Annotated in this window: 20 protein-coding genes and 1 pseudogene; 10 read left to right on the forward strand and 11 right to left on the reverse strand. The window is 71.7% G+C overall.

Translation table 11 applies throughout. The annotated features are described in order from the left end of the window. Positions 1-102: 102 nt before the first annotated feature. From OIE47_RS11965 to folP, 6 genes are all read right to left on the reverse strand, one after another. Complete coding sequence (locus OIE47_RS11965; RefSeq protein WP_326561572.1) at positions 103-417, reverse strand: hypothetical protein; 315 nt, start codon at positions 415-417, stop codon at positions 103-105. Positions 418-495: 78 nt separating this feature from the next. After that, complete coding sequence (locus OIE47_RS11970; RefSeq protein ID WP_326561573.1) at positions 496-1,902, reverse strand: ABC transporter permease; 1,407 nt, start codon at positions 1,900-1,902, stop codon at positions 496-498. A 182-nt stretch (positions 1,903-2,084) separates the two neighbouring features. Continuing rightward, positions 2,085-2,603, reverse strand: coding sequence for a DUF3180 domain-containing protein (locus tag OIE47_RS11975; RefSeq protein ID WP_442792077.1), 519 nt, complete (start codon positions 2,601-2,603; stop codon positions 2,085-2,087). A gap of 187 nt (positions 2,604-2,790) precedes the next feature. After that, on the reverse strand, positions 2,791-3,318 hold the full coding sequence (folK, locus tag OIE47_RS11980) for a 2-amino-4-hydroxy-6-hydroxymethyldihydropteridine diphosphokinase (protein ID WP_326561574.1): 528 nt from the start codon (positions 3,316-3,318) through the stop codon (positions 2,791-2,793). After that, complete coding sequence (gene folB, locus OIE47_RS11985) at positions 3,315-3,680, reverse strand: dihydroneopterin aldolase (RefSeq protein ID WP_326561575.1); 366 nt, start codon at positions 3,678-3,680, stop codon at positions 3,315-3,317. The genes folK and folB overlap by 4 nt, the downstream gene beginning before the upstream one ends. Continuing rightward, positions 3,677-4,519 carry a dihydropteroate synthase gene (gene folP / locus OIE47_RS11990; RefSeq protein WP_326563066.1) on the reverse strand — a complete coding sequence of 281 codons (843 nt, stop codon included), beginning with the start codon at positions 4,517-4,519 and terminating at the stop codon, positions 3,677-3,679. The genes folB and folP overlap by 4 nt, the downstream gene beginning before the upstream one ends. 461 nt (positions 4,520-4,980) lie before the next feature. Here folP and OIE47_RS11995 point away from each other — a divergent pair, with 461 nt between their 5' ends. The 7 genes from OIE47_RS11995 to OIE47_RS12025 are packed head-to-tail and all read left to right on the forward strand — an operon-like array spanning position 4,981 to position 13,751. Then, positions 4,981-5,295: a hypothetical protein gene (locus tag OIE47_RS11995; protein WP_326561576.1), complete on the forward strand. Its 315-nt coding sequence runs from the start codon at positions 4,981-4,983 to the stop codon at positions 5,293-5,295. Positions 5,296-5,311: 16 nt separating this feature from the next. After that, entirely contained in the window at positions 5,312-5,674 is a 363-nt protein-coding gene (locus OIE47_RS12000) for a hypothetical protein (RefSeq protein WP_121158026.1), read from the forward strand. Positions 5,675-5,723: 49 nt separating this feature from the next. Further along, the gene (locus tag OIE47_RS12005; protein WP_442792078.1) at positions 5,724-9,395 is read left to right on the forward strand and encodes an ATP-binding protein; all 3,672 of its coding nucleotides are present in this window, start codon (positions 5,724-5,726) and stop codon (positions 9,393-9,395) included. A gap of 1 nt (position 9,396) precedes the next feature. Beyond that, a complete protein-coding gene (locus tag OIE47_RS12010) occupies positions 9,397-11,358 on the forward strand; it encodes an MFS transporter (RefSeq protein ID WP_326561577.1) in 1,962 nt (653 codons plus the stop codon). A 6-nt stretch (positions 11,359-11,364) separates the two neighbouring features. After that, positions 11,365-11,913 carry a hypothetical protein gene (locus tag OIE47_RS12015; RefSeq protein WP_326561578.1) on the forward strand — a complete coding sequence of 183 codons (549 nt, stop codon included), beginning with the start codon at positions 11,365-11,367 and terminating at the stop codon, positions 11,911-11,913. Between the two features lie 19 nt (positions 11,914-11,932). After that, complete coding sequence (locus OIE47_RS12020) at positions 11,933-13,096, forward strand: peptidoglycan DD-metalloendopeptidase family protein (protein ID WP_326561579.1); 1,164 nt, start codon at positions 11,933-11,935, stop codon at positions 13,094-13,096. 37 nt (positions 13,097-13,133) lie between these two features. Next, positions 13,134-13,751: a hypothetical protein gene (locus tag OIE47_RS12025; protein ID WP_326561580.1), complete on the forward strand. Its 618-nt coding sequence runs from the start codon at positions 13,134-13,136 to the stop codon at positions 13,749-13,751. 15 nt (positions 13,752-13,766) lie between these two features. On the opposite strand, the gene OIE47_RS12030 is transcribed toward OIE47_RS12025, so the two are convergent. Further along, a complete protein-coding gene (locus tag OIE47_RS12030; RefSeq protein WP_326561581.1) occupies positions 13,767-14,333 on the reverse strand; it encodes a hypothetical protein in 567 nt (188 codons plus the stop codon). Between the two features lie 209 nt (positions 14,334-14,542). Here OIE47_RS12030 and OIE47_RS12035 point away from each other — a divergent pair, with 209 nt between their 5' ends. Together OIE47_RS12035 and OIE47_RS12040 are read left to right on the forward strand one after the other, a co-directional pair. Then, a complete protein-coding gene (locus OIE47_RS12035) occupies positions 14,543-17,308 on the forward strand; it encodes an FtsK/SpoIIIE domain-containing protein (RefSeq protein WP_442792079.1) in 2,766 nt (921 codons plus the stop codon). Further along, positions 17,305-17,602: pseudogene (locus tag OIE47_RS12040) on the forward strand (hypothetical protein); the annotation flags it as partial. The gene OIE47_RS12035 and the pseudogene OIE47_RS12040, both read left to right, overlap by 4 nt. A 160-nt stretch (positions 17,603-17,762) precedes the next feature. Here the strand turns inward: OIE47_RS12040 and folE are convergent. From folE to OIE47_RS12060, 4 genes are all read right to left on the reverse strand, one after another. Then, a complete protein-coding gene (gene folE, locus OIE47_RS12045; protein WP_326563068.1) occupies positions 17,763-18,431 on the reverse strand; it encodes a GTP cyclohydrolase I FolE in 669 nt (222 codons plus the stop codon). 29 nt (positions 18,432-18,460) lie between these two features. Beyond that, positions 18,461-20,485 carry an ATP-dependent zinc metalloprotease FtsH gene (ftsH, locus tag OIE47_RS12050; protein ID WP_326561583.1) on the reverse strand — a complete coding sequence of 675 codons (2,025 nt, stop codon included), beginning with the start codon at positions 20,483-20,485 and terminating at the stop codon, positions 18,461-18,463. A gap of 486 nt (positions 20,486-20,971) precedes the next feature. Continuing rightward, complete coding sequence (gene hpt, locus OIE47_RS12055; protein ID WP_326561584.1) at positions 20,972-21,547, reverse strand: hypoxanthine phosphoribosyltransferase; 576 nt, start codon at positions 21,545-21,547, stop codon at positions 20,972-20,974. Between the two features lie 98 nt (positions 21,548-21,645). Continuing rightward, positions 21,646-21,789, reverse strand: a complete 144-nt coding sequence (locus OIE47_RS12060) for a hypothetical protein (RefSeq protein WP_326561585.1) — start codon at positions 21,787-21,789, stop codon at positions 21,646-21,648. Positions 21,790-21,940: 151 nt separating this feature from the next. Here OIE47_RS12060 and OIE47_RS12065 point away from each other — a divergent pair, with 151 nt between their 5' ends. Then, the gene (locus tag OIE47_RS12065; protein WP_326561586.1) at positions 21,941-22,894 is read left to right on the forward strand and encodes a GlxA family transcriptional regulator; all 954 of its coding nucleotides are present in this window, start codon (positions 21,941-21,943) and stop codon (positions 22,892-22,894) included. Positions 22,895-22,917: the final 23 nt, after the last annotated feature.

Here is a 22,917-nt window from a genome sequence, read left to right on the forward strand (position 1 = left end):
ATAGGCATCAACGGGTCACAGCCGAACATCACCGCGGAACAAGCAAATATCCGGAAGAGTGGACATTCGAATGGTGCCCCGATTGGTGGTCCGGTTACCGGTTCAGTGCTTCAGCAGGTAGTCGATGAAGGCTGCCCGCAGCAGCGGTTCGGTGTCCGGCTCCGCGTACCCGTGGCCGGTGAGCTGCCGCCAGAGCGCCACCGCCTCGTCCACCGTCGGGCCGACCGAGTTCGGCGAGCCGTCCAACACGGTGAACTCGTCCGCGTTCGGCAGGTGGCGCAGCACCGACCAGAAGAAGCCGACATCGAGCCGCTCCCGAGCCCGGGTGAACGCCCGCTCCCGCAGCTCCTCAGTGGACAACGCATCGAGCTGCGCGAAGTCGGATCCGGCCCGGTCACCGCCTGACGATTCGGTCATAGCGCCGAGCCTAACCCGCACCGGTCCGGGCGGCACCGGGAGTCCCCAGGTGACCGGCCACCCCGACCGTCGGAGAGATCAGCGGTCCGAGCCCCACCGGTCGTTCCCCCACGGGTCCGTACGCCCGGACGGCGGCTGCTCGGGCAGCACCGAGGACCACTCCGGCCGCTCCGGCGGCTCCTCGCTCCAACTCGGTGCCGTCGGCCCCGGCCCCGGCGTGACGGGCTCGGGCTGCCACTCCTCTTCCGTGTCACCGGCCGAACGGGGCCGACCGAACGTCTCCACCAGCCGGGTCACGACCAGTCCGGCGGCCACCGTGACGGCGGCGGTGGCGGCGAGCGCGATGCCCCAGTCCGCCTCGTTCTCGTACGCGAGGAAGAGGGTGAGCGCGGTCACCGCGAACAGGGTGCCGAAGACCCCGCCCCGGCGGCCGTACGCGCTGGTCCCGCCGACCAGGGCGGCGCCGAGCGCCAGCCCGGACCACTCCAGCCCGGACGTCGGTGCCACCCGCCCGGTCCCGTCGGCGGCCAGCAGCACCCCGGCCAGGACCGCCGCGACCATCGAGATGACGATCGACAACGTGGTGATGGTCGCGGCCACCCCGCCCCGACGGCGGGCCGGGTCGGCCACCGGGCGGAACCGGCCGACCGAGCGGCGGACCGCCTTGATCATGCCGAGGAGTCCGCCCAGCAGCGCCAGCGCGGCGAAGCCGCCGAACAGGTAGAGGGCGTGCCTGGTCGGGTCGTAGTCGCCCTGCACGTCGACCGGGCCGGACCGCTGCTGGATGAAGACCAGCACCCCGAGCGCGGCGGCCAGGCTCGCGGCCCATCCCGGCACGTGGAAGCCGACCACCAGGAGCGCGACCACCAGCCCGAGCCCGATCGCGAACAGCAACGCCGGGATTATCGCGGTGATGACGCCCCGATCCCCGTTCTCGGCGAAGTGCAGGGCCGCCGCGACGGCGACCGGGCCGAGGGCGAGGTTCGGCGCTCCGGCGCGCAGGGTCAGGCCGGCGCCGAGGGTGAGCGCGCCGATCGCCGCCCCGTCGACCAGCAGCCGGTCCAGCGGTGCACCGCGCAGCAGGTCCGGGTCCGCCCGGTAGAGCGCGTACGCCAGCAGGCCCACGCCCAGCAGCAGCACGAACTCCCAGGCGAAGTGCACACCCAACCGGTCGCGGCCGGGCTCGCCGTGTGCCGGGTCGTCGAAAACGTCATCGAGTACGGCGGGCGGCACACCCGGCCGGACCGGGGTCATCGGCTCCGGGGCCTCGGAGAACTGGGCCGTCGTCGAACCCCTGCGGTAGTAGGTGTCGGAGGGGTACTCGTCGGCCGGGTAACCGGCGGCGTAGGCGGGCTGCTGGTAGCCGGAGGCGGGGTCGTCGCGGTAGTCGGGCTCGCCGTACCAGGAGTCGTCCCGGGGGCCCGGACCAGCCGGCTCCGGCCCGGCCGGCTCGTGCCGCCGATAGATCGACTCGTCGTACGCCATATCGCGCGCCTCCCGCGGTCGTCGTGCCGACCATCCCAGCCCCGCGACGGTCGCCGGGGCCCGAACCGGTCACAGCGCCGGACCCGACCCGACGGAACTCGAGTTTCCACCGGTCGCAGGCACGCTACTCGGATCCGGCACCGGCGTCACCCCCTGCGCAGGCCACGATTCACGCCTGTCCGCTATGGCTCGCGGTCGGTGTTTTCCCGCTCGTCGTCGGGGCGCTTCGGCACCCGGCAGGCCCGCTCCAACAGCAACGCCGCCACGACCAGCCCCAACGACGCGACCAGCCCGGCGGTGGCCGCCGGTACGTCGTCCACCGCGGCCCTGGTCCGCTCGACCAGCAGCCAGGCGTCGAAGCCGGCGTAGAACCCGGCGAAGATGGCCGCGGCGAGCGAGGACGCCTTGGCCAGTACGACATAGCGCGCCACGGTGAGCGGGTCCACCGGGTCCCTACCGGGCCGGCGCTCGATCCGCAGGCGGGTGTCGATCGCCGCGTAGCCCTCCAGGACCGCGAGCGCCGCGATGGTCGCCGGGGGCAGCCACGGCAGGTCGGGGAACTCCCCGTAGAACAGGCTGATCAGCAGCCAGGCCAGGGCGGCCGAGCCCAGGGCGGCGACCACCAGGGTGGACAGCCGGGTCGGGCCCATCCGGGGACGCTCGTCCGTCGGCCCGCGCGGTGGGGACTCCCGCTCGGTCATGAAGTCTCCTCGCTCCGCTCGTCGTCATCATGACTGCCACAACTGAGCCGACCGGTGACCTCGCTCCGCTCGGTCATGAAGTCTCCTCGCTCCGCTCGTCGTCATCATGACTGCCACAACTGAGCCGACCAGTGACCTCGCTCCGCTCGGTCACGACGTCTCCTCGCTCCGCACACTCACCAGCTCGTTATATCGACTCTAACTGGAGATCCGGCCGGGGGCGCATCTCAAGCACGTCGGTCGCGACCGGGTCGGTGTTCATCACGTCGGTCAGCCAGCCGTGTCCGGGGAGCTTGCCGTACGGCTGGATGTCGATCCACGGGCGCAGCACGAACGCCCGCAGGTGCGCCCGTGGGTGCGGCAGGGTCAGTTCCGGATCGTCGCTGTGCACCGGTGCACCGTCCTCGGTCCACACCCCGATGACGTCCACGTCCAGGCTGCGGGGTCCGTACCGCCGGTCCGGGTCGCGGGTCCGGCCCGCCGCGTCCTCGATCGCGTGGGCCCGGTCGAGCCAGTCCCGGGGGCTCGCCGCCGGGTCCGCGACCAGCAGCACGGCGTTGAGGTACGCGGGCTGGTCCGGGTCGTCGCCCCACGGCGGGGTCTCGTAGACCCCGGAGACCACCAGGAGTACGTCCCGGAGCGCGACGACGGCGGAGCGCAGGTGCCCGAACCGGTCGCCGAGGTTGCTGCCGAGCGACAGCACGGCCCGGGTCACCGCCGCCTCCGCCTGGTCAGGGTGACGGCCACGTCCGCGAACTCGTGCGGAATGGGTGCCTGTGGCTTGTGCACGGTCACGGTGGCCGCGCCGACCCGTGGGTCGACGAGGCAGGCGGCGGCGAGCCGCTCGGCGAGTGTCTCGATCAGGTTGACCGGTTCGCCGCCGACGATGGCGACCAGGGCTCCGGCCAGTTCTCCGTAGTGCACGGTGTCGGTGACGTCGTCCGAGCGGGCCGCCGGGGCGAGGTCGAGTTCCAGCACCACGTCGACGATGAAGTCCTGCCCCTGCGCCCGTTCGAAGTCGAAGACGCCGTGGTGACCTCGGGCGCGCAGCCCGGTGAGTTCGATCCGGTCGCTCATCGCCCGGGCTCCGATCCGACCGGCGCGGGTACCGCACCGACCAGGCGGGGTCGGCCGCTCGCCTGCCAGACGGCGAGCGCGTCCGCGGTGCCGCGTACGTCGTGCACCCGTACGCCCCACGCGCCGGCGGCCACCGCGAGCACGCTGGTGGCGATGGTCGCCGCCGCGCGTTCGTCGGTCGGGCGCGGGCTGCCGTCCGGCCCGGCCAGCAGCGCACCCAGGTACGACTTGCGGCTGGCGGCGAACAGCAGCGGGTAACCGAGCGCCAGCAGGTCGGGGAGGCGGGCGGTGAGCTGCCAGTTGTCGGCGGCCCGCTTGGCGAAGCCGAGTCCGGGGTCGATCACGATCCGGTCGGCGGCGACACCGGCGGTGAGCGCGTCGTCGATCCGCTGGCCCAGCTCGGCCTTCACGTCGGCCACCACGTCGGTGTAGTTGGCCAGGTCCCGCATCTGTTTGGCGTGCCCGCGCCAGTGCATCAGCACCCACGGGCAGCCGGCGTCGGCGACGACCTTCGCCATGTCCGGGTCGGCCAGTCCACCGGAGACGTCGTTGACGACCGTCACGCCCGCGGCGAGCGCGGCGGCGGCCACGCCGGCCCGGTAGGTGTCGATGCTCATCGGTACGCCGTGCGCGGCCAGTTCGCGGATGACCGGCAGCACCCGGGCGGCCTCGGTCTCGGCGTCCACCCGCTCCGCGCCGGGTCGGGTCGACTCGCCGCCGACGTCGACCAGCCGGGCGCCTTCGCGGTACATCTGCAACCCGTGCCGTACGGCCGCGTCGAGATCGGCGTACCGCCCGCCGTCGGAGAACGAGTCCGGGGTGACGTTGAGGACCCCCATCACGACCGGCCGGTCCGTACGCAGCAGATCGTCCGGTCCGGCCCCGGTGGGCGGGGCGTGGTCGGGGGCGTCCGGGGGCGGCCCGGGGGGCGATCCGGGAGCGCCGGCGGGGCCGTGAGCCAACTCAGTCACGGCTAGACGTTACCTACCGGCCGTCGGCGTACCACGCTCCACCTGGGCAGTAATTGGTCAACTAGACCGGACAAGCGAGCCGTAACGGTGACACTCCACTTGGCTTGTTCGAAGCAGGCACGGGCCGTACCCTTTGGAATTGCGCAACAGCCGGACGTCGAAGCTTGAGGAGATGGGCCGAAGCGGACCAAAACGCCCAGAAACCGTCACCGCTCGCGGTGATGGTCGAGACAGAGGGTCAACCCGGCACCGTTTCGCCGACCCGCTTGTTCGGCCGGGTTTGACAACTGCAGTGCGCGACTTTGGTCGCCGCACCGGGGAGGATTCCGATGATCGCCATGGAGCTGGCGGAGACGGCGTGGGCCAGCACCACGCACGCGCTCCACACGGTTGCCGTGCTCGCCGCCGAGCCGGAGCCGACGCCGGGTATCAACACCGAAGGCGTGGTCCAGTTCTTCGCCAGCAAGATCGCGCCCATCCTGCTTGCCGTACTCGGAGTGATCTTCATCGGTCGGGCCAGCCGCGGTGAGATCTCGAAGGTGCTGACCAGCTCGGCCATCGCCATCGTTGGCCTGGCCTTCATCGCCGGTGCCGCCACGCTCTTCTTCGTCGGCGACTACCTGATCAAACTGATCTTCGAGTAGACCGCGGAGCTTCCAGATGCGGCTGCGCACCGACGACGACATCTACCGAGCACGTCTGGTCTACCTCGGGCCGCCCGGCTACACCCTGCCGGTGCACCTGCCCTACGCCCAGTACGGCCTGTTCCTGCTGCTGGTGCCGCTGTACATCTTCATCCACTGGCTGTTCACCCTCAAGGTCGAACTCTTTCCGGCCTGGGAAATCGCACTCGCGATCGTCACCACGTCCTTCATCTTCCGGCACGTCGACCCGGACCGGCCCGCCCGCATGGTCATCCGCACCGCGCTGACCGACTGGCGGCGTACCCGCGAACCGGCCACGGAGCAGCGCGATCCCCGGTTGATCGCGACCCGCATCCGGATCCGGGAGGACCTGGCATGAGTAGGCAGCGGACGAGCGTAGGGCTCGGGGTGGCGGCCGGAGCGGCCGTGTGGAACGAATCGAGGCGGCGCGTGGACAACTGGTCGAGGTCTGTGGCGGGAGCGTTCCGGTCGGGCGAGGCGACGGCATGACCCGCCCCGCCACGCCGGGTTCCGCTCACCCGGCCGACGGTCCGGCCGGCCCCAGGGGTCACGGTACGCGACCAATCAGCTACGCCGAGCCTGATCTTGACGAGGACGAGACCGTCAACGACGCGCTCGTCGCCACCCCCGGCAACGGTGGCGCGGCCGTCTTCCAGGCACCCCAGCCGACGCGGGGACGCCCGACCGCACCGGCCACGCCCAGCGCCACCCCGCCGCCGGCCGACGGGCCGGACATCGACTCGCCCTTCCTCGACCTGTTCGGCGGCGCGCTGCCGGTCCCGCCGCCGCCCCGGACGATCGCACCGCCCGCGACCGGGCAGCCGCCGTCGGCCCCGCACACCGGAGCGACACCACCGGCGATCGCCCCGCACCAGGGACCGCCGCCCCGTCCGGTGGGGAGCCGACCCACACCCGGCCGGGCCGTCGCCGACCACCCCGAACCGCCCCGGACCATCCCGGAAGTCACCGTCGTGGCGGACACCGGATGGGCCGCGCACCCCGCCGAACTGCCGGCCTGGGAGCCGGACGAGCTGCCCGAACCGGCACCGAGGACCCGTACGACGGATCCGGCCATACCGGCGATGGACCCGGCCCGGCGACGGATCGCCGCCGGCCCGCCCACCCAACGCGCCGCCACCTCGGCCGGTGCACCCCCGCGTCGCCGCATCCCCGAGCAGGCGACCAACCCGGCGGTGGCACCGGAAACGGCGTACCCGCAGTCGCCGGGCGACCCGTACGCCGAACGGAACGCGGAGGCACGGACCTCGGCCCGCCCGGCGGACACCGACACCCGCGCACCCGGCGCGGACCCCCGCTTCACCGAGACCGGCTTCCGGCAGGGCCGTCCGGACCCGCGACAGGCCGACCAGGAGCCCCGGGAGGACTACCGGGACCCTCGGGAGGACGACCCGCGCCAGCAACCGGACGACACCGGGTCTAAGCGGGGCCGGGAGCGGACCGGCCGGTCCCGGCGCCGCGAATCGGAACCGAAGCCCACCCAGGTACGTCCACCAAAGGTGAAGTTCACCGACCGCGACCCCGCGATCGAACTCGCCATCACCGAGATCGCCGGCCACCTGACCTTCACCCCGAACACGGTGACCGCCTGGTACTGGCTGCCCGAGGTGCGCTGGGCGTTCCGCCCCGACGCCGAACGGGAGGCCCTGCTCGCCGCCATCTCCGAGCAGTACGCCGGCCTCGCCGGGTTCCGGCTGCACCTGCGCCGGACCACCCGCCCGTTCCCGGCCGACGAGTGGGCCCGCACCGTCGACGCCCACACCCCGAACCCGCTGGCCGCCGTACCCGGCGCGGCGAGTTGGTCGGACCACCTCGTCGCCGCCCAACGGCACCTGCTCTCGGTCAACCACGCCGAGGGTCAGACCTACCTCGGGGTCACCTTCGCCCGCCGGTCCCTGGGCAACTCGCTCACCGAACGGGTCCTGCGGACCTTCGGACGCGGGGTCGCCGACGGGGAACGCCGCAAGCTCGGCCGCACCGTCGAACAGTTCGACGAGGTGCTCGGCGCGTTCGGCATGCGCGGCCGGCGGGTCACCGCGACCGAACTGGAATGGCTGCTCTACCGCTCGGTGGCCCTCTGCATGGCCCCGCCCGGCACCCTCTCCCCGGTGACGAACGGCCAGTGGGAACGCGGCGACCTGCTCGCCCTGACCGAACAGGTCGAGCGTTACCGCAGCCCGTACGGGTCCACGGTCAAGCTGGTCAACCGGATGACCGGCGAGGAACGCCACGTGGCGGTGCTCGCCGTCGGCCGGATGGAGCCGCTGGAGATCCCCGAACGGCACGAGCCGTGGCTGCACTTCCACGAACGACTGCCCTGGCCGATGGAGCTGTCCACCCGGATCGACATCCTCGGATCGGGTGACTCGTTCCGGAACCTGGAACACCGGCTGCGGATGATCCGGTCACAGCAGCTCGACTACGCCGAGCACGGTATCGACGCCCCGCCCGAGCTGGAACGGCTCGCCAAGCGCGCCCTCATCATCGGCGACGAGATGACCACCGGCCTGCCCGTCGACTCCGCCCGCGCACACGGCTGGCACCGGATCGCGGTCGGCGGACGCACCCGCGAGGAGTGCCTCGAACGGGCCCGACGGCTCATCCAGCTCTACTCCCGGGAACTGCGCATCTCGCTGCAACACCCGAAGAACCAGGACTGGCTGGCCCGCGAGTTCATCCCCGGCGAACCGATCGCCAACACCGGCTACATCCGACGGATGCCGGTCAACCTCCTGGCCGCCGCGCTGCCCCAGGCCGCGTCCACGGTCGGCGACCGCCGTGGGGACCTGATCGGGCGTACGGCCGGAACCTGCCGCCGGCCGGTCTTCCTCGACCTGCACTTCCCCACCGAGGTACGCGAACGCTCCGGACTGGCCGTGTTCGTCGCCGAGCCCGGTGGTGGCAAGTCGACCCTGCTCGGCGCCCTGGGTTACCTGGCCGCCCGGCGGGGTGTCCAGGTGACCCTGCTCGACCCGTCCGGCCCGCTGGCCCGGCTCTGCTCGATGCCGGAGCTGCGGCCGTACTCCAGGGTGCTGAACCTGACCGGGTCGGAACAGGGCACGCTGGCGCCGTACGCGCTGATCCCCACCCCGCTGCGGTCGGAGTTCGCGACCGGGGCGGCCGGTGACCGGGAGTTCGAGATCTCCCTGTCCAACTCCCGGGCCGAGCGCCGGATGCTGGTGCAGGACATCTGCATGATGCTGGTGCCGCCGCAGGTGGCCCGCGAGGCGTCCACCGCCACCCTACTGCGGCACGCCGTACGCCAGGTGCCGGCCGAGGAGACCTCCACCCTGGACGACGTGGTCGCCTGCCTGGCCACCCTCGACAACGACGAGGGCAAGGAGCTGGCGAACCTCCTGCTCGACACCGCCGAGATGCCGCTTGCGCTGCTCTTCTTCGGCCGCCCGCCGGCCGGACTGCTCGGTGCCGACGCCGCGCTCACCGTGATCACGATGGCCGGGCTGCGCCTGCCCGACCTGAAGATCGAGCGCGAGTACTGGTCGGCCGAGGAGGCGCTCGCGCTGCCCATGCTGCACACCGCGCACCGGCTCGCGGTCCGCCGCTGCTACGGCGGGTCGATGGCCTCGCGGAAGATGGTCGGGCTGGACGAGGCCCACTTCATGGAGGGCTGGCGCTCCGGCCGGTCGTTCCTGGTCCGGCTGGCCCGGGACTCCCGGAAGTGGAACATCGCCGCCCTGGTGGCGTCGCAGAACCCGCGCGACATCCTGGGCCTGGACGTACAGAACCTGGTGTCGACGGTTTTCGTGGGTCGGATCGCCGAGGACACCGAGATCGCCTCCGAGGCGTTGCGCCTGCTCCGGGTGCCGGTCAACGACGGCTACGAGGCGACCCTCGCCTCGTTGTCCAACGTGGACACTTCATCGGCCTCCCGGCTGGGCTTCCGCGAGTTCGTGATGCGGGACGTCGACGGACGGGTGCAGAAGATCCGGGTCGACGTGTCGTACGTCGAAGGCCTGCTCGACCACCTGGACACCACTCCGGCGAGCGCGGCCTCGACTCCGGCCAACCTGCCGATCCCCCTCGCGGACCTGGAGGCTTGACATGGCGCGGGCCGGCGTACGCAGCATCGCGTTCCTCCTCGCCCTCGCCGTACTCGCGGTGGCGACCGTGTCCTGGCCCCTGTTCGGCGCGGCCACGGCGTCTGCCTCGGTCACGCCGACCGCCGGGCTGCCGACCCTGGCCCCCACCGACCTCTGCACCACGGAGGAGTGGCAGGCGGACTTCCGGACCTGCGTGGACAAGCTCCAGGACGTCACCGGTGGGGCCGCCGACTGCCTGGACCCGCCCACCCCGGGGACCCCGGACTCCGGCCTCGCCGGGTGGTTCGCCGCCCGCCCGGACTCGGTGACCACCCCCGGTGTACGCGGGCTCTACAGCGACTACGGCTACGCCGGGTACAGCTACGAGACCTACGACCAGGAGGGTGGCTGTGCCGCCGGTGTGGTCAACCCGGCGAGCCTGGCGCTGACCAAGGTGGCCAGCGGTGAGCTGATGGCGGCGACCGCGATCATCGGTGCGTCGAACGCGCTGCGTGAGCGGGCCTGGGATCCCCGGACCATGTGGGACTGGGCGAATCCGCTGGTCGAACAGGCGACCAAGGCGGTCTACGAGAAGGTCTTCAGCGTCTTCGGGATCATCACTCTCTGTATTGTCGGTCTCTATCTGCTGTGGCGGTCCCGGCAGTCCGAGATGAGCCACGCGATGACCACCGCCGCCTGGGCGCTGCTGGTGATGGTCGCGGTGACCGCCCTCGCCGCCTGGCCGGTCCAGTCCGCGAACGTGGCGGACAACGCCCTGATCACCACGTTGAGTGTGGTGCACGGCGCGGTCGGCCCGTCGAGCAAGGACGTACCGCCGGACGAGTGCGTGCTGCCCGACCCGACCTGGTGCGCCGACAACCGCCCACCCGCGGTACGGGCGAGCGACATCTCGACCGAGACCATGCTCTACCGGAACTGGCTGCGCGGGCTGCTCGGCTCGGCCGAGAGCGAGACCGCCAAGAAGTACGGCGAGGCGCTGTACGACGCCAAGTCGCTCACCTGGGAGGAAACCCAGGGGCTCCGGGCGAACCCGAGCACCCGGAACGCCATCTTCGCGGCGAAGAAGACCCAGTGGAACAAGGTCGCCCAGCAGATCAAGGTCGAGGACCCGGAGGCGTACGAGTACCTGCAGGGCACCCGGGACATGGAACGGATCGGCGCAGCCTTCATCGCCCTGCTCGCCGCCCTGCTCTTCGCCCTGTTCGACCTGACCGCGTCGCTGCTCGTACTGCTCGGTTTCCTGATCTTCCGGTGGGCGGTGATCGCGGCCCCGGTCCTCGGCACGGTCGGGCTGATGCGACCGGCCAGCGCCGGTCTGCGTCGACTGGCCAACGCGGTGGTCGCGGCCGTGTTCAACATCGCCATCTTCGGCACCGGCGCGGCCATCTACCTCTTCGCCGTCGACCTGGTGATGAGCACGTCCACCCTCCCCGGCTGGCTCCAGGTGGTCCTCGTCTTCCTGACCGGGGTGGTCGGGTGGCTGCTGCTGCGGCCGTACCGCCGGATCACCCAGCTCGGCGGCAAGACCAGCACCCGGACGGTGGAGGCCGAGCAGTCCTGGCACCGCAGGTTCCTGCGCGACCTGCGCGAGTCGTCCCGGTCGGACCAGTCCGACTCGCGCGGCGACCGGGCGGCGGGCAAACGCCGGGAGGTGGTTGCCGAGCAGACCAACCTTCGCCCGGAAGCCCGGTTGGAGGACCCCTCCCACTCGGCGGACACCCGCTCCAACGAGCGTCCGGACGGCCGGGAGAACGCCGGTGGATCGACCGGGGCGACCGAGGAGGCCCCGTCTACGCAGCCGGCCACGGCACCGGCTCCCCGGCGGAACCGGGCGGGTGAGTGGACCGACCCGGACGTGCCGGCGGAGAAGCCGACCTACGTCCTCTACCGTCCCGATTCCGCGCCGAGGCCGGAGACCACTCCGGCACCGACCGCTCCGCGGATCCGGACCGAGGCGAGGTAGGTCGTCGTGCGGCGCGCGCTTGAAACCCTGGTCACCGGCATCCTGCGGTCCCGGCTCGGGATCGCGTTGGCCCTCGCGGTGGTGATCCTGGGCGTGGTCGGGGCGGCCCGACTCTTCTCCGGCGTAACCGGCGACGACGGCGGGCTGGCCGGCGCACCGGTCGCCCCGATCTCCACGGTCGATCCGACCGCCGGAAACGACGGCATCCTCGCCACCGAACCGCCCCCGACACCACGGACGAGTCCGGGGGCGCCCGCACCGGAGGAGATCGCCCGCAAGTTCGCCACCTCCTGGCTCAAACACGACGGAGTGCCGGCCGAGCAGTGGTACGCCGCGCTCCGACCACTGTCGACCGGCGGGCTGGCCGATCGGCTCAGCGGGGTGGACCCGGCGGGCGTACCGGCCAGCCGGCTCACCGGCGAACTGGCCGTCATCACCCGCAGTGAAGAGTTCGTCGAGGTGACCGTGCCGGTCGACGCCGGCACGCTCCGCCTCGAACTGGTCGCGCCGCAGGGGCGGTGGCTGGTTGACGCGGTGGACTGGGAGCGCGGATGACCACGGTCCGGGGTGAACGATGAGCGTCGACGACGGTGACCGGGATCCGGACGGTTCCGCTCGGCGCAGACGCCTACCGGCGCTGGCGGTCGCGGTGACCGCCGCGCTGGCCCTGCTCTGCTGCACCGGTGGGAGCGGGGTGTTGCTGCTGTCGGAGTTCCTCGGCAGCTCCGACGACCAGTTGGTGACCACGCTCGGCTGCGGTCAGGACAAGCCGATCGAGATCAAGGACGGTCTGCCGATCGTCGAGCCGTACGACGCGGCACAGATGCGCAACGCGGCGGTCATCATCAACGTCGGGGCGCAGATGCGGGTGCCGCCACGCGGCTGGGTGATCGCGGTGGCGACCGCGATGCAGGAGTCCCGCCTGAGCAACCTGCCCCACCTCGGCTCGAACAACGACCACGACTCGATCGGCCTGTTCCAGCAGCGGCCCAGCATGGGCTGGGGCACACCCGCCCAGCTACAGGACCCCGAGTACACCTCGCGCAAGTTCTACGAGAAGCTGGTGGGCGTCAGCAACTGGCAGAAGAAGCGGCTGACCGACGCGGCCCAGCGGGTGCAGCGCAGCGCCTTCCCCGACGCGTACGCCAAACACGAGGCGATCGCGACCCAGATCGTGAACGCCCTCACCAAGGGCGGGGCCAAGGCTGCCGGCGGCGGACTCCCGGTGAACGGCGCCGACCTGCAGTGCGCGTCCGGGGCGGACATCGCCGCCTCCGGCTGGACGTTGCCGATCCCCGGCTCGGTCGGCTCCGGTTTCCGTACCGCCGAACGGCCGGCGCACAACGGGGTGGACATCGGGGCGGCGAAGGGCACCGAGATCCACGCCGCGGCCAGTGGCCGGGTGCTGGTGTCCAGATGCGACCCGGACCGGCGCGGGGTGCACAGCTGTGACGTCGATGGTTACCCGGGCAAGGGCGGGTGCGGCTGGTTCGTCGACATCCTGCACGCCAACCAGGTCATCACGCGTTACTGTCACATGGTCAGGAAGCCCATGGTGAGTGTGAACGACATGGTGGAGGCCGGGCAGGTGATCGGGATCGTCGGGTCGAGCGGAAACTCGTCCGGTCCGCACCTGCACTTCGAGGTGCACTTGAAGGCCGACCGGAGCAGCCGGGGCGCGATCAACCCGGTGCCGTTCATGCGTGACCGGGGCGCGTCGTTGCAGGGCAAGGGATGAGGCTGGTCCGCATCGGCACCACGTACGGAGCCCGGCCGTGACCGGCGATGCCCTGCCGGACCCGTTCGCCGATCAGCCGGACTGGGCCCCGCGTCCGCCCCGACCGGTGGCGCTCACCCCCTCCGGGGAGCAGCTCGACCTGCGCGGCCGACGGGTCCTGGTCGGGCTTCCCGGACTTGGTTGGCGGGCCGACCTGCGCTCCGACGAGCGGGTGGTGCAGGGCAGCCGGACCTACGTGCCAGTGATCGCCGAGCAGGAGTGGTACCGGGCGGAATCCGAGCAGGTCGAGGTCTTCGCCCCGCTGGTGCCGGCCGACCGGGTCTGGGTGGAGACCCTGGGCGAGCCGGCCGCGCCGGATTTCGGCGTACGGATCACGGCGTCGGACGTACTGTCCCGGTTGGTGTCGCTGGATCGGCCGGCGCACCGGCCCCCACTGCCGGTGGTGGACGCGGACTCGGTTGCCGGTCGGCGGGTGGTGCACGTGGCGGACACCGTCGAGCGGCGTGACCTCCGCGCGGTCACCGAGGTCTACACCAGCAACGACGGGGACATCTGCGTACGGGTCACGCCCGAGTTGGACTGGTACCGGTGGGCCTGGAGCGGGCAGCCGCCCACCACTTTGGAGATTCCGGTACATCTGCTCTGGATCGAGTGACACCCGGTCCGACGGTCACTTGACCTGCGTCGCCTCGCACACCCGCCACTTGCCATCACGCTCGGTGACGAACCGCCAGGACTGCCGGCCACTCTGGGTCAGGTTGTTGACCCTGCTGGAGATGACCAGGTCGACCAGGACCTCCGCGGTGTCGCCCTGCTCGGCCGCCTTCAGCTCGCCCCACTTCACCCGGATGGTGGTCTGGAACCGCTCCTCGCGTGCGACCAGGTCGGCCCGCAGCGCCGCCAGCTCGGCCATCTTGGACGTGTCGTCGCAGGCCAGCTCCTTGGCCCGTACGTCGTTGCGGTCCGCCATGTACGCCTGGAGGTAGTTGTTGACCGTGATGTCCGGCGCGCTCTGGTCGGGTGCGGTGTAGCGGTCGTAGACGACGTACCCGATGGCCACCCCGGCCGCACCGAGCACCGCGAGCGTCCCGGCGATCACGGCCAGGATCAGGCGCAGCCGGCGCCGTTTCGGCGCGGGTGGAGTCGCGACCGGATCGGGAGCGTCCTGACCCGGTCGGGTGCGTTGCGCCGGGACCCGCGACACCTGGGAACCGGCGGGGGGTTGCACTGACTCCACACCCCGAGGCTATCGGTTGCCGAGTCTCCACCCAATGGGCGAGAAGCACAGGTTGATAACTCAATGGCAGCAAAACATGACGATATGCAGTTGATGCGACAAGCTCCCCATCGGAGCGCCGCTGCGCGTCCACGATGATCCGCTCCGGCTGGGATAACGTCTGCACCCAGAAGAGGTACCCGCCCCGGGTGACCCGCCACGAGTGAGAGGTGGAGGGGGTGACCCAACTGAAGACGCGGAACAGTCAGGCCGCCGCGCTGCACCGGCAGGCAGCGGCTACCGCCGTGGCCGCCGCCGCCACGCTGGACGCCACCCAACCGGCCGCCGCCGACCAGCGCGAACAGCACGAGCTAGCCGAGCGGCTGCGGGCCGCCGCAGCCACCCTGGTGCCCGGCTGGCTGGGCGCACCGCTGGGCGCCCAGTCGGCGGACACCCCGCTGGGCGGGCCGGGGCTACCCGAGTTCGTCCGGATCGGCACCGCGCAGCCCCTCGACGACGCCCGGTTCCCGGCGATCGTCCCGCTCCTCGGCACCGGCCACCTGACCATCGACGCCGACACCCGCGATCCTCGGGTCGCCGGCCTGGTCCGCGCGGTCCTGCTCCGGTTGCTCGCCGCCGCCCCCGCCGGGTCGCTGCTCGTACGCGGGGTCGACGCGGCCACCGCCGGGCAGGTGTTCGCCCCGTTCGCACCACTGGCCGACGCCGGACTGATGCCACCCCCGGCAACCGACCGGACCAGCCTGCGGGCCATCCTCGCCGAGGCCGAGCAGTGGGTACGCCCGACCCGCCCGAACGCCACCCGGCACCACCGGCACGAGCGCACCCTGCTGCTGGTGATCGCCTCCCTGCCCGAGCTGACCGAGGCCGCCGACCTCGTACGCATCGGCGCCCTCGCCCAGCACGGTCCCGGCGCCGGGCTGCACCTGATCATCGCCGGCTGGCCCCCGCCACCGCTGACCGCGGAGACCACCCAGCCGCCCCTGCCGGACAGCACGATGATCGCCCTGAGGAACCCGTACGCCCTGGTGGGAGATCCGCCCGGCGCCTCGTTCGGCAATCCCGCCCCGCACCTGCCGTCGACCGGCCTCAACTCACCCGTCTTCCTCGACGAGGACCCGCCGGCCCAACTCTTCCACCGGGTCTGCCGGGAGCTGACCGCGCAGGTCAGCGCGAACTCGCGACCCCGGTTGGCCGAACTCCTGCCGGACGGGGCGGAGGCGCTGTGGGAGTCCGACCCGGCCGACGGGTTGGTGACCACGGTCGGCCGCGACGGGGAGATCCCGGTGACCGTACGGTTCAACGACCTCACCCCGCACTGGCTGGTCAGCGGGCGGCCCGGAGCCGGCAAGTCGGCGTTCCTGGTCAACGTGCTCTACGGCCTCTGCGCCCGGTACTCCCCCGACGACCTGGCGCTCTACCTGGTCGACTTCGCCGACGGTTCGTCGTTCAAGGAGGTCCTGCCGGCCGGCTCCGACCCGTCCTGGCTCCCGCACGCCCGCGCGATCGGGATGGCGGCCGACCGGGCGTACGGGGTGGCCGTCCTCGAGGAACTCGACGCGGAAGTGAACCGGCGGGCGGCGCTGGCCGAGGCGGCCGGGGTCACCCGCTTCGCCGACCTGCGCGCCCGGCACCCGATGCCCCGGATCGTCTGCCTCCTGGACGGATTCCGCCACCTGATCGACGCCGACGACGATGACGGCACCGGCGACGAGCGCACCGACGGCGGCAGCGCCGAGTCCACCGTCCGGGACCCGGATCCGCTCGCCGCCGAGGCGTCGGGACTGCTGGAGTCGCTGGCCCGGCGCAGCCGCCCGTACGGCGTCCACCTGGTCCTGGTCAACCGGGCGGTGTCCGAACCCGGGTACGGCCAGCGTGACTCCGTCTACGGGCAGTTCCCGGTCCGGGTCGCCCTCCCCGGTGGCGGCGAGGTCCTGGAGCCGAACAACGACGCGGCGGCCGGTCTGCCGATGGGCAGTGCGGTGGTGAACACCGCCGGTGGCCTGGGCGGGCCGCGCGGGGCGACCAGGGGGCACGAGCGGGTGGTCCAGTTCCCCGACCCGCAGGCCGACCCGTACGCGCTCGGCACGCTGCGCCGCCGGCTCTGGCAGGCCCGCCCGGAGCACGCCGTACCGCCGACGGTCTTCGCCGGTCATGCCGCGCAGTACCTGGACGACGATCCGGCCTACCGAGCCGCGTACGAGGGTCTGGGGGACCATCCGGCGGCGTTGGTCGGGCGGGTGGTCGGCCCGGCGCTCGACACCGCCACGATCCCGTTCGACAAGGCGCCCGGTCGGCACCTGGTGATCCTCGGGCCGGGCCCGGTCGGCGCGGACGTGCTCGACGCAGCGGCCCGCAGTCTGGCCGCGCACCACCCCTCCGGCACCGCGCGGTTCGTGATCGCGTCGCTGGTGCCGGCGGGGACCGGACCGGCCGATCGGCTCGCCGCCGACCTGGCCGAACGGCACGTGGTGGCGACGGTCGACGCCGCCGAGTTGGCGCACGAGTTCGAGCGGGAGGAGCCCGGTTACCTGGTGGTCTTCGGCCTGGACGGACTCGACCCGGAGATCCTGCCCGGCGACCGGCTCACCGGGCTGCTGGACGCCGGACCGGCTCGGGGCGTACACCTGCTGGCCTGGGCCCAGCGGCCCGGCCGCCTCGCCGCGCTGCTCGCCGCCACGCCCGCTGCCACCACTACCGCCGGGGTGGCCGGTGCCGCCGCTGCCGCACCCGGTGCCGCCGCCGCACCCGGTGCCGCCGCCGCCGCAGCCGGTGCCGCCGACGCACCCGGTGTCGAGACGGCCGTCACCGCCGCGGTGAGCGATCTGGTTCTGCTGGACCTGCCGGCGGCGGAGGTCGCCGCGTTGACCGGTCGGCCGGTCCGCCCACCCCGGCCCGGCCGGGCGCTGTGGCACGACCGGCTCGCCGACCGGACCACGGTCATCGTGCCGTTCGCCCGTCCGGAGGAGGTCCGATGAACGCCTGGGAGGAGTACCTGTCCGCCGCCCGGCGCCTCGACGCGGTCCGCCGGGGCGCGGCGACCGCGGCCGGCGAGCAGGCGGAGGCGGTCCAGGACGCCCGGGAGGAACTGACCGCCGTACGGGCCCGGCTGGTCCCGCAGCAGGCCCGGTTGCGGGCGCTGGGCGTACCCGAACCCGAACTGGTGCCGGCGCCGGCCGAGGTGGCCGCGGCGAGCCAGGCGATGGCGGCCGGACCGGCGGCGGTGCTGGCCGGGCTGCGTCAGGCCCGGGGTACGGCGGACGTCGCCGACGTGATGGTCACCGCGACCCGGGTCCCGCCGTCGACGGGTGGCCGGAGTCACCGGCGCCGGACCTGGGTGCACGGGCTGGTGGTGTACGGGCCGTTCGCCCTGGCGGTGCTGGTGCTGGTGAGCTGCCTGGGGGCCGGGGCGTACGCCCTGTTCGGCTCCGGCTAGGAGTGCATGATCAGGGCCATCGCCTCGGCGCGTGACTTCGAGTCCCGCTGGAGCGAGCCCCGTACGGCCGAGGTGATGGTCTTGGCGCCGGACTTCTGGATGCCCCGCATCGCCATGCACATGTGCTCGCACTCGAGCACCACGACCACACCGCGCGGTTGCAGCTTCTCGGTGAGCAGGTCGGCGATCTGGGTCGTCAACCGTTCCTGCACCTGCGGGCGCCGGGCGAAGACCTCGACCAGCCGGGCGAGCTTGGACAGCCCGGTTATCCGGCCGCTCGCGCCGGGGATGTAGCCGATGTGGGCCAGCCCCCGGAACGGCAGCAGGTGGTGCTCGCAGAGGCTCATCACGTCGATGTCGCGGACCAGCACCAGCTCGCTGTGGTTGGCCTCGAAGGTGGTACGGAGCACCTGGGCCGGGTCCACCCGCAGGCCGGCGAAGAGTTCCGCGTACGCCCGCGCTACCCGGGCGGGGGTCTTCACCAGCCCGTCCCGGTCGGGATCCTCGCCGACCGCGATGAGGATCTCGCGTACGGCCTTCTCGATCCGGGCCAGGTCGACCGCCTGCTCCACCGGTGTCCCGGTCAGCTTGCCGTCTACCAGCCGGGCGGCGAGGTAGTCGAGGGTGTCGTCGCCATCGGGCTCGGTGGACGAGGCGTCGTGCACCTCGTCCACCGGGCCGGCGATGTCACTGCTCAGTGCGGGCCGTCCGAGTTCGGCGGGGGCGTCGTGCCACCGCCACCCACGGTCGCCTCGGCGCCGTCGGCCTCGGCCTGCGCCTTGAGCTTGTCCTTCTCGGCCGGGGTCAGCACCGGCGGCTCGGTCGACGGCTGCCGCTTGCCGAACCCGTTGTACGGGGCCAGCGGCGGGCGCTTGACCACCCGGGCGCAGATCCGGGCCATGTCGGCGGTGGAGAGGGTTTCCTTCTCCATCAGCTCGAGCACGAGGTTGTCCAGGACGTCCCGGTACTCGACCAGGATCTCCCAGGCCTCGTCGTGCGCCAGCTCGACCAGTGCCCGCATCTCGCCGTCGATCTCGGCGGCGACCGAGTCGGAGTAGTCCCGCTCGTGGCCCATGTTGCGGCCGAGGAACGGTTCGTCACCGGTGGTGCCGTACTTGATCGCACCGAGCTTGGAACTCATGCCGTACTGGGTGATCATCGCGCGGGCCAGTGCGGTGGCCTTCTCGATGTCGTTGCCGGCACCCGTGGTCGGCTCGTGGAACACCAGTTCCTCAGCCGCCCGACCGCCCAGCGCGTACGCCAGCGTGTCGACCATCTCGGCCCGGGTCTGGGTGTACTTGTCCTCGGTCGGCAGCACCAGGGTGTGGCCGAGCGAGCGCCCCCGGGACAGGATCGTCACCTTGTGCACCGGCGCCGAGTGCGGCAGCGCCCAGGCGACCAGCGCGTGCCCACCCTCGTGGTACGCGGTGATCTTCTTCTCCTGGTCGCTCATTACCCGGGTACGCCGCTGCGGGCCGGCGATGACCCGGTCGATCGACTCTTCGAGCTGGTCGTTGGTGATCGCGCGCAGGTTGCCACGGGCGGTCAGCAGGGCCGACTCGTTGATGACGTTGGCCAGGTCGGCACCGGTGAAGCCGGGGGTCCGCCGGGCGACGGAGTCGAGGTCGACGTCGGGCGAGAACGGCTTGCCCTTGGCGTGCACCCGCAGGATGGCCTTGCGACCCTCCATGTCCGGGCTGTCCACCGCGATCTGCCGGTCGAACCGGCCCGGGCGCAGCAGCGCCGGGTCGAGGATGTCCGGCCGGTTGGTCGCGGCGATCAGGATCACGCCGCCCTTGGTGTCGAAACCGTCCATCTCGACCAGGAGCTGGTTGAGGGTCTGCTCACGTTCGTCGTGGCCACCGCCCATGCCAGCGCCCCGGTGCCGGCCGACGGCGTCGATCTCGTCCACGAAGACGATCGCCGGTGCGTTCGTCTTGGCCTGTTCGAACAGGTCACGCACGCGGCTCGCGCCGACGCCGACGAACATCTCGACGAAGTCGGAACCGGAGATCGAGTAGAACGGCACTCCCGCCTCACCGGCGACCGCCCGCGCGAGCAGCGTCTTTCCGGTACCGGGCGGGCCGAAGAGGAGTACACCCTTGGGGATCTTGGCGCCGAGCGCCTGGTATTTCGCCGGGTTCTGCAGGAAATCCTTGATCTCGTGCAGTTCCTCGACAGCTTCTTCGGCGCCGGCGACATCGGCGAAGGTGGTCTTCGGCGTGTCCTTGGTGATCACCTTCGCCTTGGACTTGCCGAAGTTGAGCACCCGGGAACCGCCGCCCTGCATCTGCGACATGAACAGCAGCAGCAGGATGACCAGTACGGCAATGGGCAGCAGGTTGACCAGCAGCGTGAGGAAGACGTTGTCGCTGGAGACCTTGACGTCGGCCGGACCGGTGATCCGGTTCGCCGCCTTGGCCGCGAGCACGTCGTTCCACACCTCGTCGCCGACCTCGGCCGGGAACTGGGCCTGGATGCGGTCGGTTTCGGTGTCGCCGAACTTGGCCTTGTTGGCCAGGTCGAGCTGGAGCGTCTGCTCCTTGTCCTGGAACACCGCCTTCTTGATACTGGCCGTGTGGAGCTGATCAAGGGCGACTGAGGTGTCGACCTTGTGGTAGCTCGGGCCGCCGGTGAAGAACGAGCTGAGCGCGATCGCACCGATGATCACCAGGATGATCCAGACCACCGGGCGGCGGAAGAAACGCGTACGTTCCATACTGTTGTCGAGCGCCGCGGCGCCCGGACCCTCCTGATCGACGTCCTGACCGTCTGGCTTGGCTTGTCGCCGCGGTAGCGGCGGCCGGGGCCGCCTTGCGGGCCGGCCTCGACCTCGACGCGAATATCTCGCCGGGGTGATTCGACGGTACACCGTGACCGCGAGGAGTGAGCTTGCGAGCCCCGCAGTCGCGATCCGGTGCCGCTCCGTGAGCGCTGGAGGAAACCCTCCGGGGACGCCCGCGGCTCGCCCGTCGTGCCAGCGTGACGGCGGATTCGCGCCCGGTTCCCGACCTGTCCGGTCTAACAGGGCGGAAAGACCCGGCGCGGAAATACATCCGCGCCACCACGCATACCGTAGCCGGTGATACTGAGAGCGCGCTGTACGTCCGCTCGATATTTCCTTACGCCAATGCCCAGGATCGGCCCCCGGGGGCACCTGAGAGCGGGGCAAACCGGTCTCGATCGGGCCGGCGGAGCGCCCGGATCAGGCGCGGGCGTAGACCTCGGGCTTGAGCACCCCGACGAAGGGCAGCTCCCGGTAGCGCTCACCGAAGTCGAGGCCGTACCCGACGACGAACTCGCTCGGGATGTCGAAGCCGACGTACTTGACCGGGACCGTGACCTTGATCGCGTCCGGCTTGCGGAACAGGGCGACCACCTCGACGCTCGCCGCCGAGCGGGACTCGAGGTAGCGCAGCAGCCAGGAGAGGGTCAGGCCCGAGTCGACGATGTCCTCGACCACCATGACGTGCCGACCGGCGATGTCCCGGTCCAGGTCCTTCAGGATGCGGACCACGCCGGAGGAGGTGGTGCCCTGGCCGTACGAGGAGACGGCCATGAACTCCAGCTCGGCCGGGGGGCCGTGCCGACCCAGCGCCCGCGCGAAGTCGGCCATGAACATGACCGCACCCTTCAACACGCACACCAGCAGCAGCCCGTCGGTCACCGAGGCGTAGTCGACCGCAACCTGCTTGGCCAGTTCCTCGGTCTTCTCGCGGATCTGCTCCTCGGTGATGATCACGTGGTCGATGTCGGCGTCGTACCAGGAGCCATCAGCCATGCACCTAGCCTGCCGTACGCCGGTAACGGCCTGTCGCCGGGGCGGCCAGTTCGTGACGTGACCACCCCGGCGGGGATCCGGCGCATCGGACAGACCGGTCAGTAGGGGCGGGAACGCCACCCGAGGCCGGCGTCGGCCGGCTCCCGGGGCGCCCACTCGCGGGACTCGTGGGTGTCGGCGGTCAGCCCGAACACCGAGGCGAGGGCGATGACCAACAGGAACAGTGGGACGAGGATTTCCATGGCGGCGTGGACCTTTCGGAGAGTCTCGGTTGGTTCGCCGCCGGTGCGCACCGGACGTCCTGTTCAGTTTCCGCCGGGCGCGAACACCCGGACAGTGGCAGAAATGACAGACATCCTCGATTTCCTGCCACCTCCGGGTTACCCTCGCCACATGCTGAGCAAAGTCGCGGTGATCGCCCTCGACCCGGTGGCCGCGTTCGAACTGGGCGTGCTCTGTGAGGTGTTCGGCACCGACCGGAGCGCCGACGGGTTCCCCACCTACCGCTTCGACGTCTGCTCGGTCGACGGAAAGCCGGTACGCAGCCGCTCCGGGTTCGACGTGGTGCCCCACTCCGACCTCACCCCGACCGAGGACGCCGACCTGGTCGCCGTCCCGGCGTACGGGGACAGCGCGGGCTTTCCGGAGCCCGTACTGGAGGCGCTGCGGCGGGCACACCGGCGCGGGGCGTACGTGCTCAGCGTCTGCTCCGGCGCCTTCGTCCTCGGTGCCGCCGGGCTGCTCGACGGCCGCGAGTGCACCACCCACTGGAAGTACGCCGACCAGCTCGCCGAACGCCACCCCCTGGCCCGGGTCCGGTGCGACGAGCTCTACGTCCAGGACGGCAACCTGCTCACCGGCGCCGGGACCGCCGCCGGTATCGACGCCTGCCTGCACCTGGTACGCCAGGAACACGGCTCCGCCATCGCCACCAAACTCGCCCGGCGGATGGTCGTACCCCCGCACCGTGACGGCGGTCAGTCCCAGTACATCGAGGCCCCGATCCCGCGTACGCCGGATGCGCCCACCCTCGAACCGGTGCTCGGGTGGCTGGTGAGCCACCTCGACCAGAACCTGACCGTGGACGAGTTGGCCGCCCGCTCCCACATGGCACCGCGTACGTTCGCCCGGCGGTTCCGGGCCGAGACCGGCACCACCCCGCACGACTGGCTCACCAACCAGCGGATCCTGCTCGCCCGGCGGCTGCTCGAGGAGACCGAACTCGGCGTGGAGGCGGTGGCGACCCGGGCCGGGTTCGGTGACGCCGCCACCCTGCGCCACCACTTCACCCGCCGGGTCGGCACCACCCCGCACGCCTACCGCACCCTGTTCCGCGAACGGGTCTGAGGTCGGACCGCCGGGCACAGCGC

The sequence above is a fragment of the Micromonospora sp. NBC_01796 genome (assembly GCF_035917455.1).
Lineage (GTDB): Bacteria > Actinomycetota > Actinomycetes > Mycobacteriales > Micromonosporaceae > Micromonospora_G.